At 66.7% G+C, this 16,242-nt stretch carries 10 protein-coding genes and 1 pseudogene; 4 read left to right on the top strand and 7 right to left on the bottom strand.

Annotation, left to right across the window (positions count from 1 at the left end; translation table 11 throughout):
* Positions 1–114: 114 nt before the first annotated feature.
* The 3 genes from AC3ITM_RS06055 to AC3ITM_RS06045 form a co-directional block, all read right to left on the bottom strand.
* Positions 115–996 (bottom strand): LysR family transcriptional regulator, encoded by an 882-nt coding sequence (locus AC3ITM_RS06055; protein ID WP_228886636.1) that lies wholly within the window; start codon positions 994–996, stop codon positions 115–117.
* A 93-nt stretch (positions 997–1,089) separates the two neighbouring features.
* Complete coding sequence (locus tag AC3ITM_RS06050) at positions 1,090–3,534, bottom strand: sodium:solute symporter (protein WP_489269119.1); 2,445 nt, start codon at positions 3,532–3,534, stop codon at positions 1,090–1,092.
* Positions 3,535–3,619: 85 nt separating this feature from the next.
* Positions 3,620–4,477: an HpcH/HpaI aldolase/citrate lyase family protein gene (locus AC3ITM_RS06045; protein WP_489269117.1), complete on the bottom strand. Its 858-nt coding sequence runs from the start codon at positions 4,475–4,477 to the stop codon at positions 3,620–3,622.
* Positions 4,478–5,184: 707 nt separating this feature from the next.
* Between AC3ITM_RS06045 and AC3ITM_RS06040 the strand changes: the two genes are divergently transcribed.
* Positions 5,185–7,710, top strand: a complete 2,526-nt coding sequence (locus AC3ITM_RS06040) for an aminotransferase class V-fold PLP-dependent enzyme (protein ID WP_489269115.1) — start codon at positions 5,185–5,187, stop codon at positions 7,708–7,710.
* A gap of 13 nt (positions 7,711–7,723) precedes the next feature.
* Here the strand turns inward: AC3ITM_RS06040 and AC3ITM_RS06035 are convergent.
* A pseudogene (locus tag AC3ITM_RS06035) lies at positions 7,724–7,894 on the bottom strand (IS3 family transposase); the annotation flags it as partial.
* A 142-nt stretch (positions 7,895–8,036) separates the two neighbouring features.
* Positions 8,037–8,933, bottom strand: a complete 897-nt coding sequence (locus AC3ITM_RS06030) for a WD40/YVTN/BNR-like repeat-containing protein (protein ID WP_489269113.1) — start codon at positions 8,931–8,933, stop codon at positions 8,037–8,039.
* Between the two features lie 536 nt (positions 8,934–9,469).
* Here AC3ITM_RS06030 and mutS point away from each other — a divergent pair.
* The 3 genes from mutS to katG all read left to right on the top strand — a co-directional run bounded on the left by mutS (position 9,470) and on the right by katG (position 15,421).
* Complete coding sequence (gene mutS / locus AC3ITM_RS06025; protein WP_489270035.1) at positions 9,470–12,025, top strand: DNA mismatch repair protein MutS; 2,556 nt, start codon at positions 9,470–9,472, stop codon at positions 12,023–12,025.
* 328 nt (positions 12,026–12,353) lie between these two features.
* Positions 12,354–12,971, top strand: a complete 618-nt coding sequence (locus AC3ITM_RS06020) for a DUF937 domain-containing protein (protein ID WP_489269111.1) — start codon at positions 12,354–12,356, stop codon at positions 12,969–12,971.
* A gap of 227 nt (positions 12,972–13,198) precedes the next feature.
* Positions 13,199–15,421 (top strand): catalase/peroxidase HPI, encoded by a 2,223-nt coding sequence (gene katG, locus AC3ITM_RS06015; RefSeq protein WP_489269109.1) that lies wholly within the window; start codon positions 13,199–13,201, stop codon positions 15,419–15,421.
* A 69-nt stretch (positions 15,422–15,490) separates the two neighbouring features.
* On the opposite strand, the gene AC3ITM_RS06010 is transcribed toward katG, so the two are convergent.
* Both AC3ITM_RS06010 and AC3ITM_RS06005 read right to left on the bottom strand, forming a co-directional pair.
* On the bottom strand, positions 15,491–15,895 hold the full coding sequence (locus AC3ITM_RS06010; RefSeq protein ID WP_489269107.1) for an RNA-binding S4 domain-containing protein: 405 nt from the start codon (positions 15,893–15,895) through the stop codon (positions 15,491–15,493).
* Positions 15,888–16,235 (bottom strand): hypothetical protein, encoded by a 348-nt coding sequence (locus AC3ITM_RS06005; RefSeq protein WP_489269105.1) that lies wholly within the window; start codon positions 16,233–16,235, stop codon positions 15,888–15,890. The genes AC3ITM_RS06010 and AC3ITM_RS06005 overlap by 8 nt, the downstream gene beginning before the upstream one ends.
* Positions 16,236–16,242: the final 7 nt, after the last annotated feature.

Genomic DNA, 16,242 nt, shown 5'->3' with positions numbered 1-16,242 from the left:
GCAACGAGGCGAGAGCCTAGGTGCGGCTCTGCGGCGATGGAACTGCGATTGGCTATGTTCAAAGCCTAGCTTTTGTTTCGCCTGGCCCTGCACAAGGCGCGAAAACCCGTGGTATCAGCGTTGCGGCTCGGTCAACGCCACCCGCGCCTCTTCCAGCAGCACGTTCACCAACCGGATGCGGACCGACGAACGCGACCAGACCAGGCCGATCCGACGCGGTTCGCTGCACTGCGGCAAGGGAATGCGCACGACGTTCAAGCCTTCCGGCCACGGCTTGGCCCAGTCGGGAACCAGCGACACGCCCAGGCCACGGTCGACCATCACCGCGATCGCATTGAGTGCATTGAGCTCGAAACGTTCGCGCGGGACGATCCCGGCCTGGCGCAGGTAGTCGTCGGCCAGCCGCCCGCCCCACTCATGGCGGTCGTAGCGGATCAACGGCTGCTCGCGCAGCAGCTCGTGCGGGTCGCGGCTGCCCAGGTGGGCCGGGGCCAGCACTACCAGTGGCTCTTCGCGCAGCTGCTGCCACTGGCAGGTCTTGGGCAGGGCGAACGGCGCCTGCAGCACCATCGCCGCGTCCAGGTCGCCGGCTTCCACCGCACGGTACAGATCGGCCGAATAGCCCGGTTTGATGAAGACATTGATCTGCGGAAAGGTGGCCACCATCCGCGACAGAATGTCCGGCAACAGCCCAGCCAGTGCCGTGGGGCAGGCGCCCAGCCGCAGTTCGCCGGCGATGCCGTTCTCGTTGGCCACACTGCGCAGATCGGCCACCTGGCGCAGCAGGTCGCGGGCCCGCTGCAGGATGCGTGCGCCATCCTCGGTGACGCTCACCGTGCGCCCGGCCCGGGCGATCAACGGCGCGCCCAGCTCGCGTTCCAGCGTGCGGATCTGCTGGGCGACCGCGGCCGGGGTGATATGCAGCGAACGGGCAGCGGCGGCCATCGAGCCGCGCTCCACCACGGTGACGAACGTACTCAGGAACTGGGTTTCCACGGTTTACCTCTCAGTGCGCCAGCACGCTACACCAGCGGCGGGCGTAATGCGATTGGACCAATGGCCCGCGCGCGCAAGCCCGCCGTGTGTCGTTTATGGCGCTGCCGCTTCGGCCGCAGTGTCGCTGTAGATGGTCAGGCCCTTCAGCGACTGCTTGGGCGCCGGGAAGAACAGGCTGGCGACATAGCCGATCACGATGCACAGCAGGATCGAGATGGCCAGGTAGAAATACGGGTGCACCAGGTCCATGCTCCAGCAGACCAGGGTGATCACCACCGAACCGGCCACCCCGATCGCCACGCCCGGTGCGTTGGCCCGCCGGGTGAACATGCCCAGCGTATAGGCCCCGGCAAAGCCGCCGCCGAGCAGGCCGGCCAGTTCGATGGAGACATCGAACAGCGAGTGGATGTCGTAGCGGCTCATCACCAGCGCGATACCGATACCGACCAGCCCCACCCCCACGCCGGCCCATTCGGCGATGCGCACGGCGGTCTTTTCATTCGGGTCCTTAACCAGCTTCTGGTAGAAATCCACCGAAACCAGCGTGGAAATCGAGTTGATGATGCTCGACAGGGTCGACATCGCCGCGGCGAAGATGCCGGCGATGATCAGCCCGGTCACCCCGGCCGGCAGTTCGGCGGCGATGAACAGCGGGAAGGTGGCATCGATCGGCAGCAGCGGATTCAACCGCTCCGGGTTGTTGCGGTAGTACATCCACAGCGCGGTGCCGATCCCGTAGAACACGAAGCCGCCGGGGATCATGATCGCCGCGAAGGTCCAGATCGAGCGCCCGGCCTCCTTGTCCGAACGCGTGGACAGCGCCCGCTGCATCAGCACCTGGTCCTTGGGGAAGGTCAGTACCACGTCGAACACCACCAGGAAAATGAAGCCCCACACGGTGGCCTTGGTCAGGTCGAAACTGAAGTCGAACAGCCGGGTCTTGTCTTCGGCGGCGGCGGCATTGAGCAGCTGCGGCAGGTCGCCGCCGGTCTGCATGAAGATGAAGCCGATCGCGAACAACGCACCGCCGAACATCACCACCACCTGCACCACGTCGGTCCAGATCACCGCCTTGGAACCGCCCAGGGTGGAGTAGATGATGGTGAACACGCCCATCAGCATGATCGACCAGATCACATCGACCCCGGTGATGGTGGAGATCGCCAGCGCCGGCAGGAACAGGATCACGCTCATGCGGCTGCCCAGCTGCATCAGGATGCACAGCGCGCTGGACAGCATGCGGATGGCCGGATGGAAGCGGGTTTCCAGGTAGGAGAACACGCTCATCAGGTCCAGCCGGCGCAGCAGCGGCACGATCCAGACCGCCACGAACATCAGGCCCATCACCGCGATCAGGTTGTTGGTCAGGTACTGCCAGTTGGTGTCGAAGGCCTTGGCCGGGATGGCGATGAAGCTGATCGAACTGGTGTTGGTGGCATACAGGCTGATGCCTGCCGCCCAGAACGGAATCGAACGCCCGCCGACGAAGAAGTCGGCGGTGCTGACGTTCTGGTCGCGCAGGTAGAAGTAAAAGCCCATGCCGAGCATGGCCAGCAGGTAGATGCCGATCACCGTCCAGTCCAGCCAGCGCAGCAGGTGCTTGCCACCCTGCATCTCCGCATACTGGAGCTGGCTCCCCTTGCTGCCGGCCGTGGCCCAGGCCAGCCCGTTGCCCCAGGCCGTGACGGCCTGCGGCGCCACCACCGGCGCCACGTCCAGCGTGGTCCAGGCATCGGTGATGGTATGGAAGGTACGCGCCTGGATGCGGCCATCGGCCGCCTTGACCAGCATCAGCAGGTGGGCCTGGCCCAGCGCGCGCACCGACCCGGCCACGATCGTGCCCTGCGGCGATGCCATCTGCTGCCAGCTGGCATCGACGTTGCGGCGCCACAGCTGGTCGCTTTGCCCGGCCACGCCCATACCGACATACAGCGCCCCCTTCTGCGCCTGCAGCGCGCTGGGCACGCCCGGCTGCGGCAGGTTTTCCAGCGGCTGCCAGGCGGCGCTGTCGGCGGCCGCCGTACGGCGGTACAGCCGGGTGCTGCCGGCCGCGTCGTTGCCCACCAGGTACAGTGCGTCGCCGAGGCCGGCGGCCTGGGCATGCGCCAGCGGCTGCGGCAGGGCCAGCGCCTGACCGAACGCCAGCGCACCGTTGCGCAGCGTCAGCGGCTGCAGGGTGGTGCTGAACGCATCGGCGCCCTGGAGCAGATAGGTGCGACCGGCGGCGCTGGCACTGCCCTTGAGCGCGTCGACCTGCGCTGCCACCGCTGGCAGCGCCTCCCATGCCTTGTAGTCCGCACCCAGCACCCAGGCGCCGTCCTGGCCGAGCGCCACGACACGCCCGTCCACATGGAACAGGCCACCGGCGGCAACCTGCGCCGGCAGCGCCGGCAGACTACCGGCGGCCACCGTGGTCAGGCTCTCGGCCGCCACCGCACCGCTGCCGGTAAGCAGCACTGCGGCAGCCAGCAGCCGCACGCTGCGCGTGCAGCGCCGCAACACGGTGGAGAGGAACGCGAACGGTGCAGGCTTGAGCATGGGTTCACCCGGAAAGAGCGCAGCAGAGCCGATGCCAGCCAGCGCGCAGGTAAGAGACAGTGGTCGATGCATCCCGAACGCGCAATCAGGCGGTCGGGGTGGATGAGGCGGCGAGCAGGGCTTCGGCGCGGCGCAGGTACGGCAGGTCAATCATCCGGCCCTCGAACAGGAACGCACCATGGCCATGTCCGGCCGCGTTCCCGGCGGCGGCGACGATCCGCCGCGCTTCGTCCAGCAGTGCCGGGGCGATGCCGAAGGTGGCATTGGCCAGGCCGACCTGGCGCGGGTGGATGCAGCTCTTGCCGATGAAGCCCAACTGCTGGGCCATCTGCGCCTCGGCCAGGAAGCCGTCGCTGTCGGCCACGTCGGGGAACGCGCCGTCATAGGCAAACACATCGGCCTCGGCCGCCGCCAGGCGCAGCGCGAACAAGGTGGCATGCACGTTGCCCAACCCGCGGTGGATGCCGTTGGGCGCGAACAGGTCGCCCAGGCCCAGTTGCAGCCCGGCCACGCGCGGGTGCGCGGCGGCCAGCTCGGCGGCGCAGCGCAGCCCGCGCGGGGTTTCGATAGTGACCAGCAGGCCGATCGGGCGGTCCACGCCGTTGTCGCGCTCGGCCCGCTCCAGAGCGGCGATGGCGGCCAGCAGCTGGGCGACCGAGTCGATCTTGGGAAGATTGAGCAGGCCCACCCCGGGTAGGGCCACGGTGCCCAGGTCGGCGGCGAAGTGCGCGCTGTCGGTGGCATTGGTGCGCACGATCAGCAGCTTGCCGCCGGCCTGGGTCTGCGGCCGCTGCACGAACCCGGCGACCTGGGCGCGGGCCTGGGCCTTGCCGGCCTCGGGTACCGAATCTTCCAGGTCGAAGGACAGCGCATCGGCCTGGCTGGCCAGGGCCTTGTCGAACAGGTCCGGCCGGGCGCCGGGGACGAATAACTTGCTACGCATGGTTTTCCCTCATCACCTGCGCAGTCTGCAGAATTGGAAAGCCTTTAAAAGTGCGGTCCCGGACATTCATTGGATAGCATTTGTTTCGACCGACACGGTCCGCTGCACCGCACCACGAGCTGGTGGACACCGAACCCCGCTGCGCTGCCCACACAATCGCCGAGATTCCCGCACCAACCTGGTGGCTGCTGCTTGCCCTTCCGGGGGAGGCCAACCGCCTGCGAACGCGGACGCGCCCGGCGCGATGGCGGCCGCGTATCGCGGACACCCCAAGGAAGTTTCGGTCGAGCAGCGTGTTCGGGACAGCGTCGCTGTCGCATCCGGGTAGCCGCCGTGCAGCGGCCGGCGGTCTGCACCACGGCCGCCATGCCCTCGACCGGCTCCAGCACGGAGGTTCCTGCACGCCGCCGATTCCAGAATGTCTGGCACGGAGCGTCAATAGAATGACGGAGTACTGCGACCGCGCCTGTTTTGATGCCACAACCAAGGCGCACCCAATTAATATTTGTAAATTCACTCCCGCCATCACAGATCCAGACAACCACTCCCGGTTCTCCAGGAAATACCGCCTTAATAGCCGGACCAGCAGATGTAAATCCAGAAATACCCGCCTATGATCCGGCGACATAATCTGGAAAGGCAATGCACTTTCTCCTGAATGTTTCACCCCGGCATCACCCACGTCGGCGCAGGCCTGCCAGGCCAGCATGGCATCGAGCCTGCACCGATCCTTCCAGATGTCATGGAAAACCCACAGCACGGCAGCCGCATTGCGGCTGCATTTGGAGCCCGCAATGCATGAAGCAGCGCAGCACCACTGCAAGTTGGTGTCGGACCAGACGTGGTCCCTGAGTACGTTCATGGAGTTCTATGAGCGCGTCCTGGGGCCCAGGCTGTTCAAACCCTACGGAGCGCTGCTGGTCCAGGAGATCCGACGGGACATCCGTGCCCAAGCGCCTCCCACCAGCATTCTTGAGGTCGCCTGCGGCACGGGCCGCATCACCACCCATCTTTACGACGATCTGGCCCGGCCACTGGGCATACAACTGGTCGCCTCGGACCTGTCCAGGATCGCCATCGACGTGGCCAGGACGGCGGTCAGCGATGAACTCCGACGCGACGTGGCCTTCCATGCGGACGTGGACATGGCCGACATGCCGTTCGCCGACGACAGCTTCGACATCATTGTCTGCGGCTTCGGCCTGATGTTCCCACCGGACAAATCGCGGGTAGCCCGCGAGTTCAAGCGGGTATTGCGCCCGGGCGGGAAAATCTACGGCACCGTCTTCCATTACAACCAGTTATTCGACCTGGCCCACCGTCAATCACAGAAACACTTCGGCACGCCCTCGGCAATCATGGACGCGGCCCTGAGCCTCAGCGACCCCACGCCCATTACCCAGGCCTTCGCCCTGGAGGGACTCTGCCGGGGCGTGGACGAGGTGACCACCTCCTGCCCCCTGTCGTTCCACCTGGATGACGCGGACACCCGCGAGTTCCTGTTCAACGCGTGCATCCTTCTGGAAGAGTTCAACCAGTGCGACAGCGCCACTCGGGAGCGCTACCTGAACGTCATGCTGCAGGAATTCAATGAGCTGGTTCCCGACCGCCACTACCAAGTCAAGGCCTGGCTGGTGCGCGGACAGGTTGACCAGGCGTGCAAGGCATCGGTTGCGCCGGGCCCGCCGCCCGATTTTTCCGAACTGCTCGCCTTCTGCCAACTGGCACCGGACCTTGTCGAGGATCGTGCCCACCGACCGCGCCTGCTGGACGATGCCCAGCTGCTGCGGCCGTACCAGGCGATGAAGGCAACGTTCCTGGCCGAGCACCCCGAGTACCCCGATGCCCAGGTCGAAGCGCTGCGGGCGCACGATTTCTCGCGTCTGGATGCCCAGCAAGCGGTCTACCTGGATCACGTCGGCGGCACGCTCGCACCGGAGAGCCTGATCGAGGAAGACCACCGCGTGCTCAAGAGCACCATCCTCGGCAATCCGCACAGCGGCTCGAAGTCTTCCGACCAGGCCTATGAAAAAGCCCGCGCGGAGATATACCGGCACTTCCGCTGCGCACCGGACGAGTACGAAATCCTGTTCACCCCCAACGCCAGCGGCGCCATTCGGCTGGTGGCCGAGTCCTTCCCCTTCGAAAGTGGCTCGGAGGTCCTGCTCACCAAGGACAACCACACCTCGGTCCACGGGCTACGCGAATACGCCAGGGCCAAGGGCGCCTCGGTGCGGTATGTCCCGCTGGACAAGCAGCTGCGTATTCTCGACAGCGCGATGCAGCGTTCGCTGGAGAACCTGGTCCCGGGGCATCCGCATCTGCTGGCCTACCCCGCGCAGTCCAATGCCACCGGCGCCCGGCACGATCTGCGCTGGGTGCAGGTCGCGCAGGAACGCGGCGCGATGGTGCTGTGCGACGCCGCAGCGTTCGTGCCCCAGTCCCGGCTGGACTGCACGCTGCATCAACCGGACTTCATCGCGATCTCCTTCTACAAGATGTTCGGCTATCCGACCGGGGCCGGCTGCCTGATCGCCAGGCGGTCATCGCTTGCCCGGCTGACGCCGCCGTCCTTCGCTGGTGGCTCGGTGTGCTACTACTCCGGCCCCTGGTCCCCCACCGACCGGCTGCTGCACCGCGATGACGGCAAGCGGTTCGAAATCGGCACGCCCAACTACGCCTCCTTCCATGCCATCGCCGAGGGATTCCAGTTCCTTTCCCGGCTTGGGGTTGAACAGCTCGGTGCCCGGTCCACGGCGCTGGCCAGGTGGCTGGAGGCGCGACTGCTTGAACTGAGGCACCAGATCAAGAGCCAAACCCCGATCTGCCGCATCTACGGGCCACCGGCCGAGCACAAGGGCGCGACCATCATGCTGAACTTCTTCGACTGCTATAACGCCGTCTTCCCGCATGCCCAGATCAAGCGGATGGCCGAAACCTTCGGCATCACGGTCCGCAACGGCTGCTTCTGCAACCTGGGCGCCGTGCAGCAGGCCACCTATACCACCGCCGGTGCCGAGCACTGCGAACTGGACAAGACCGAGAAGATCCTCGACTGCAAGACCTTCGATGACAAAATCCTCAACAAGGGCAACTGCGGCGCCATCCGTGTTTCGTTCGGGCTTGGCTCAAACTTCCGCGACGCCTACCGCTTCTACCTGTTCGCCAAGGGCCTGCTAAACGTCGAGGCTGCCCGACTGGAGGACACCGTCTCCGACGCAACGGTGAATTGAGCGTGGCAGGGTTCTACCCCGATATCACGGACGGTTGTAAAAGAGCTGCAACCTTCTGATCTTGCCTGGCGCCCCTTCGCCGCATCCTTGGATTGTGGCGTCGCTCGATGCAGTCAAACACATCCGCTCGTGCTGCATCCAGTGCGGTACAGCTCGTTCGGTAGATCCGCTCCCGCTTGAGCAGGCAACGCCGCCAGCTCGCCTCGACCCCGGATCGGCCCGCCCCCGCAAGGCGGCCCCATACGCCATTGGGTCAGAGGGAAGACAGAAACGGAAAGCATGACCATGCGCGAGCGTTCGATGAGCAGGGCAAGCCGGACAACCGCTCAAACAATTCTCGTCCATTTGGTTCCATCGAACGACATAAGATCGAACGCACCATTCGACCACATGACGTCGCTGGCGGCGCTCAACTGATAACAGGAGGCTGGACGATCATCGCCGAAGTTCACAGGCTCCAATTGCGATTGTTTCAGCCGATAGACATTCGACATGGTGGAGACGTAAAGAGCATCGACAAACCACTCCAAATCCCAGATATCATCGGAGACCGTCGTTTGATCGATGACGCTCCACGCATCCTTGCGCCCTTGCAGCAGTACCCCGCGGTGGCCCGCTATGTACACCGTTCCGTCAGGTGCGCACTTGACCGATGTGAGCGTCACCGATGTCGGCGATTGGCAAGACTGCCAATGATGCCCATCGAACAGCCATATCGCGCCATCCCGGCCAACGGCATAGATCTCCGTATTTGAGAAGCCGTGAATCGCCTGCGCATCGAACGTTTCCGGCAAGCCATCATCGATCCGTATCCAACGTTTGGGGCCGTCAAAGCGGTACACCATCCCCCTTAGGCCGACCGCAAAGGCTTGTCCGTTGATCGCCGCCACGCCGCGGATACCGCCCATTCTCGGCTCTTGGGGCGCAGGCGTGCTGTCGTCGAATATGTCACCGGTACTTGTACCGCTTGCCATGATGGCCGAGTAATGGCCGGCGCCCGATAGCGCAATGAGTCCCAGCTCAGGCCGGGAAACCATGGCCAACGAATGGGCGTCATAGTTGGCCTCGCCCCTGATGAAAGTGCCGTCCTTGTATTTGAACGTAATGGCGTGTGGAATCTCGTCGGCTTCTTTGCCGGGGTCTGCGGCATAGATATACCCAAGGCCCGGCAAACGCACTACCGCCGTGCGCATGATGAGGCCATTCAACGGTCTGTCAGGCATGGGGAACTTCCTTGAAAATAGATCTCATAGGGTCGTCGTATCCGAGACTTCTGGCGCGCGCCCAACCGCGCCAGACGGATTTGATCCGCTGGGCCACTATCCATCTGTCGATGAACCGGGCGTACGATCCGCTCACCCTGGCTCCCGTTCGGCAAATGATACATAAGCCGGGCCAGGGCCACGGCTGACAGTGTCTTCAGCGCAACGCTCACTGCTTTCCAATGCACTGATCTGGGCTATCGAGCAACCGCTTGCGTTTTTTGTCGTTCGTGAACATGTGCCTGCTGATGATGCTGCGCAGGAACGTGGCGGAAGCACTCTGGCTGTCGGTTGCCTACCACGCCGCCATCAATGCCCCCGGCGGCATCCCTGCTGCTCAGGCAGAACGACTGGGCACCCCGGTACCGCAACGGCACTGCCGCGGGGTACGGTCACCGCCGCCCTCCCCTACAATGGTCCACCAGGCAGCCCTCCGGCCTGCCCCCGACCTTGATGGACCCCGCGTGACCGAGAAGCAGCCCGAACACACCCCCCTGATGAAGCAGTTCTTCGCCGCCAAGTCCGGCTACCCGGACCTGCTGCTGTTCTTCCGGATGGGCGATTTCTACGAGCTGTTCTACGACGACGCGCGCAAGGCGGCGCGGTTGCTGGACATCACCCTGACCCAGCGCGGCAGCTCCGGCGGCGCGCCGATCCCGATGGCCGGGGTGCCGGTGCATGCCTACGAAGGCTACCTGGCGCGGCTGGTGGCCCTGGGCGAATCGGTGGCCATCTGCGAGCAGATCGGCGATCCGGCGCTGGCCAAGGGCCTGGTCGAGCGCAAGGTGGTGCGCATCGTCACCCCCGGCACGGTCACCGACGAGGCGCTGCTGGACGAGCGCCGCGACACCCTGCTGATGGCGCTGTCGCGCGGCAAGCACGGCTACGGGCTGGCCTGGGCCGACCTGGCCGGCGGCCGCTTCCTGGTCAACGAGGTCGATTCCGACGACGCGCTGGAAGCCGAGCTGGCCCGGCTGGAACCGGCCGAACTGCTGGTCCCCGACGAAGACAACTGGCCGGACTTCCTCAGGCAGCGCAGCGGTATCCGCCGCCGCGCGCCGTGGCTGTTCGACGCCGACAGCGGCCGCCGCCAGCTGCTGGCCTTCTTCAAGCTGCACGACCTGAGCGGCTTCGGCATCGACGACAAGCCGCGCGCCACCGCCGCGGCCGGCGCGCTGCTGGGCTATGTCGAGGAAACCCAGAAGCAGCGGCTGCCGCACCTGACCGCGATCGCCACCGAAACGGCGAGCGAGGCGATCGCGATGAACGCGGCCACGCGCCGGCACCTGGAACTGGATACGCGGGTTGATGGCGACACCCGCAACACCTTGCTGGGCGTGCTCGACACCACGGTCACGCCGATGGGCGGGCGCCTGCTGCGGCGCTGGCTGCACCGCCCGCTGCGGCTGCGCGAGGTGCTGGTGCAGCGCCATGACGCGGTGGCCACGCTGATCGACCGCGGCGCCGACGGCGACGTGCGCGAGGCATTCCGGGCGCTGGGCGACCTGGAACGGATCCTCACCCGGGTGGCGCTGCGCTCGGCGCGGCCGCGCGATTTCTCCACGCTGCGCGATGGCCTGGGCCTGCTGCCGGACGTGCGGGCCGTGCTGGCGCCACTGGATTCGCCGCGGCTGGTGGCCCTGCATGACGCACTGGGTTCTCATGACGAATGCGCGCACCTGCTGGCTTCGGCGATCGCCACTGCGCCGCCGATGAAACTCAGCGACGGCGGCGTGATCGCCGAAGGCTTTGACGCCGAGCTGGACGAACTGCGCCGGCTGTCCACCCATGCCGACCAGTTCCTGATCGACCTGGAACAGCGCGAGCGCGCCAGCAGCGGCATCGCCACGCTGAAGGTCGGCTACAACCGCGTGCACGGCTATTACATCGAAATCAGCAAGGGCCAGGCCGACAAGGCCCCGGTGCATTACACCCGGCGCCAGACCCTGACCAATGCCGAGCGTTACATCACCGAAGAACTGAAGGCATTCGAGGACAAGGTGCTGTCGGCGCGCGAACGCTCGCTGTCGCGCGAGAAGCTGTTGTACGAACAGCTGCTGGACACCCTGGCCGACCGGCTGGAACCGCTCAAGCAGTGCGCGGCCGCCTTGAGCGAACTGGACGTGCTGGCCGGTTTCGCCGAACGCGCGCAGGCGCTGGACTGGGCCCGCCCGGAGCTGGAAACCGCACCCTGCCTGCGCATCGAGCGCGGCCGCCACCCGGTGGTGGAAGCGGTGCGCGAACAGCCCTTCGAGCCCAACGACCTGGACCTGCATCCGGACCGCCGCATGCTGGTGATCACCGGCCCGAACATGGGCGGCAAGTCCACCTACATGCGCCAGAACGCGCTGATCGTACTGCTGGCGCATATCGGCAGCTTCGTGCCGGCCAGCCGCGCGGTGATCGGCCCGATCGACCGCATCCTGACCCGCATCGGCGCCGGCGACGACCTGGCCCGCGGGCAGTCCACCTTCATGGTCGAAATGGCCGAGACCAGCTACATCCTGCACCACGCCAGCGCGCACTCGCTGGTGCTGATGGACGAGATCGGCCGTGGCACCTCGACTTACGACGGCCTAGCCCTTGCCGATGCGGTGGCGCGCCACCTGGCCTACCAGAACCGCTGCTACACGCTGTTTGCCACCCACTACTTCGAGCTGACCGCGCTGGCCGACGAGCAGCATGAAGGCGGCGCCAGCGGCATCGCCAACGTGCACCTGGACGCGGTGGAACATGGCGATGCGCTGGTGTTCATGCACGCGGTCAAGGATGGCCCGGCCAACCGCAGCTTCGGCCTGCAGGTGGCCGCACTGGCCGGCCTGCCCAAGTCCACGGTGGCCCAGGCACGCCGCCGGCTGGCCGAGCTGGAGCAGCGCGGTGGCGAAAGCCATGCCGCCGCGGTGGCGCCGCAGGCCCTGGATGCGCCGCAGCAGTTCGGGCTGTTCACTGCGCCCAACACCGCTGCGCAGGACGCGCTGGCGGCGATCGACCCCGACGAGCTGACCCCCAAGCAGGCGCTGGAAGCCCTGTACCGGTTGAAGGCGCTGATCTGAGGGCACGGTCACGACCAACGGTCGTGACCTACCGCAAGGTAGCGCCCGACCGTTGACCCACCGCGCGGTAACGCCCGACGGTTGGCCTACCGCGCGGTAGCGCCCGACCGTTGGTCGGGCGAGCCAGGTAGTGCCGGCCGCTGGCCGGCTCCCCACACAGCCCGATCAACACGCAGCCGGCCAACGGCCGGCACTACCTCCACGGCCAGGCCGCCTGGTGCACCTAGGCGACAGCACACCGCCACGCCGGCGCGTGAAGCCTTCGCATTCCCGTAGTGCACGCGGCGTTATGCTCGGCTGGTTACCCACCCTCTGACCGGAGTCCACCGTGAACACCGAATCGCTTGCAGCCTCCCTCTTCCAGCAGCTGCAGCAGGGCCAGGGCCTGCAGCAGGTTTCCCAGCAGTTGGGCATCGACCAGAACCAGGCCAGCAGCGCAATCGGGGCGGCCCTGCCGCTGTTGATGGGCGCGATGGGCCGCAACGCGCAGCAACCGCAGGGCGCCGAGGCCCTGCTGGGTGCGCTGCAGCGCGACCATGCCGGCAGCGCCGGCGGCGGCGGCTTCGATCTGGGCGGGCTGCTGGGCAGCGTGCTCGGTGGCGGCGGCGGCAACGCCACCAACGGTGCCGGCATCCTCGGCCATGTGTTCGGCGGCAACAGCGACCGCGCCGCGCAGGGCCTGAGCCAGGCCACCGGGCTGGACAGCGGCAAGACCGGCCAGCTGTTGGCCATCCTCGCCCCGATCGTGATGTCCTACCTGGCCCAACGCTTCGCCAACGGCGGCAACCCGGCCCAGCTCAGCCAGGCCCTGGGCCAGGAGGCGCAGGCCGCACAGGGCCAGAACGGCGGCCTGCTGGCCTCGGTGCTGGACCAGGACGGCGACGGCCAGCTGGGCATCGGCGACCTGCTCAAGCTCGGCGGCGGCCTGTTCGGCGGCAAGCGTTGAACGCTGCCGGCACTATCAAATAGGCAACGGCTATTGCTTTGGTTGATTCATTCGAATTTACCAACTGAACCGTCTTGCTTAACGTGTCCGCATGCCTTCACGGCACGCCCCGGGCCCCCGCCCGGGGCCATGCAGCGGTGCGCTCCTCCGGGGCCACCTGCCCACGCGATGCCATCGGCCCCGGCTGCAGGTGGTTTCCACGTTCGCCAGTACACAGGTAGATACCCATGAAAAGCGAAGCCAAGTGCCCGTTCAACCATGCCCTGGTCGGCCAGGCCACCACCAACCGCGACTGGTGGCCCAACCAGTTGCGCGTGGACCTGCTCAACCAGCATTCCAGCCGCTCCAATCCGCTGGATGACCGCTTCGATTACGCCGCCGCCTTCAAGGGCCTGGACTACGCCGCGCTGAAGGCCGACCTGAAGGCGCTGATGACCGATTCGCAGGACTGGTGGCCGGCCGATTTCGGCCACTACGGCGGCCTGTTCGTGCGCATGGCCTGGCACAGCGCCGGCACCTACCGCATCGGCGATGGCCGCGGCGGCGGCGGTCGTGGCCAACAGCGTTTTGCCCCGCTCAACAGCTGGCCGGACAACGTCAGCCTGGACAAGGCGCGGCGCCTGCTGTGGCCGATCAAGCAGAAATACGGCCAGGCCATTTCCTGGGCCGACCTGCTGATCCTCACCGGCAACGTCGCGCTGGAATCGATGGGCTTCAAGACCCTGGGCTTCGCCGGTGGCCGCCCCGATACCTGGGAACCGGACCAGGACGTGTACTGGGGCCGCGAGACCACCTGGCTGGGCGGCGATGTGCGCTACGCGCACGGCGACCCTGGCGTCGAAAAGGCCGGCGGCGTGCTGGTCTCCGATGACGACGCCGACGGCGATACCCACTCGCGCAGCCTGGAAAACCCGCTGGCCGCGGTGCAGATGGGCCTGATCTACGTCAACCCCGAAGGCCCGGACGGCAACCCCGATCCGCTCAAGGCGGCCTTCGACATCCGCGACACGTTCGGCCGCATGGCCATGGACGATGAGGAAACCGTCGCGCTGATCGCCGGCGGCCACAGCTTCGGCAAGACCCACGGTGCCGGCCCGGCCGACAACGTCGGCCCCGAACCGGAAGCGACCGGGCTGGAAAGCCAGGGCCTGGGCTGGTCCAACGCATTCGGCAGCGGCAAGGGCGGCGACACCATCACCAGCGGCCTGGAAGTGACCTGGACGCGCACCCCGGCGCAATGGAGCCATGATTTCTTCGAGATCCTGTTCGGCCACGAGTGGGAACTGACCAAGAGCCCGGCCGGTGCGCACCAGTGGGTGGCCAAGGACAGCGAAGCGATCATCCCCGATGCGCATGATCCGTCCAGAAAGCACCGCCCGACCATGCTCACCACCGACCTGTCGCTGCGCGTGGACCCGGCCTACGAGAAGATCTCGCGCCGCTTCCTGGCCGACCCGCAGGCCTTCGCCGACGCCTTCGCCCGCGCCTGGTTCAAGCTGACCCACCGCGACATGGGCCCGCGCGCCCGCTACCTGGGCCCGGAGATTCCGGCCGAGGAATTCATCTGGCAGGATCCGCTGCCGGCCGCCGCGCAGGCACCGATCGATGCGCAGGATATCGCCGCGCTCAAGCAGCAGATCGCCGCCAGCGGCCTGAGCGTGGCCGAGCTGGTGTCCACCGCGTGGGCGTCGGCCTCGACCTTCCGCGGCTCGGACAAGCGCGGCGGTGCCAACGGGGCGCGTATCCGCCTGGCGCCGCAGAAGGACTGGGCGGTCAACCAGCCGCAGCAGCTGGCCAGGGTGCTGGCCGCGCTGGAGAAGATCCAGGCCGCGTTCAACGGCGCCGGCGGCCGCCAGGTATCGCTGGCCGACCTGATCGTACTGGCCGGCAATGTCGGCGTGGAGCAGGCCACCAGGGCCGGCGGCCACAGCGTCGAAGTGCCGTTCCATCCCGGCCGCACCGATGCCAGCCAGGCGCAGACCGACGTGGAATCCTTCGCGGTGCTGGAGCCCTATGCCGATGGCTTCCGCAACTACCTCAAGGGCCGCTACAGCGTGCCGGCCGAAGTGCTGCTGGTGGACAAGGCGCAGCTGCTGACCCTGACCGCACCGGAGATGACCGTGCTGGTCGGCGGCCTGCGCGTGCTGGGCGCCAATACCGACGGCAACGCGCAGGGCGTGCTGACCGACCGGGTGGGTACGTTGAGCAACGACTTCTTCGTCAACCTGCTGGACATGCGCACGCAGTGGAAGGCCACCGGCGACGGCTATGAAAGCAGCGGTGCCAAGGCGTGGACCGGCAGCCGCGCCGACCTGGTGTTCGGCTCCAACTCGGTGCTGCGCGCCCTGGCCGAGGTGTACGCCAGCGCCGATGGCGGGAAGAAGTTCGTACAGGACTTCGTGGCCGCCTGGGCACGGGTGATGGAACTGGACCGCTACGACCTGCGTTGAGGCGACGTCGCAGGCAGAAACAAAGACCGGGCCCATGGGCCCGGTCTTTTCATGTGCGCCGCATGCAGATCACAACGCATCCAGATCCCCCAGCGCCCGGATCAACCGCCGCGCGCGTTTGTCCGGCTTGTGCTCCGGCGCCTGGTAACCGTTCCTGGCCGCCGCGCGTTGCGCGCGCAGCTCGGCGCGCCGCGCACGCGAGGCCTCGCTTTCCTGGTACAGCTGCTGCGCCACCGGCGCCGGCCCGCGCAGTTCGCTCAGCGCGCTCACCTGCACTTCCCAGGTTTCATCGCCGCGGCTGATCTGCAGCAGCTCGCCCACGCGGATCGCGCGCGAGGATTTGGGGCGGTGCCCGGCCACATCGACCTTGCCGGTTTCCACGGCCTGCTTGGCCAGGCTGCGGGTCTTGAAAAAGCGTGCGGCCCACAGCCACACGTCCAGCCGCATCGCGGCCACGGATGTTGCTTCAGTCATGCTGCTTGCCCAGCTCCACGGCATTGGCCGGTTGTTTGTTCAGGGGTTGCGCCGCGTCCGGGTTGCCGCGGCAGCCGGTGCCGCCGATCAACACCGGCACGGCGGCGTCCAGATCGCGGCGCTGGCTGCCGACCTGGCATTCGGGTCGGTCCATCGGCCGCACCTGGGCATCACCCAGGCGGCCGTTACTCGAACATGCGGCCAGCGTGGCGGCAATCAAGAGCACCGCCAGCGCGGGCGTGATCGGCGAAACCGGGTTTACCGGGAGCCGGCCGGCGGCCGACACTACCGTGGTTCGGATTGCCTGGAGCCGGCCAGCGGCCGGCACTACGGTGCGCATCGCGATA

Source organism: Stenotrophomonas sp. KH_029 (assembly GCF_057839765.1).
The sequence above is the reverse complement of the archived record's forward strand: the minus strand, read 5'-3'. Positions and strand labels throughout refer to the sequence as shown.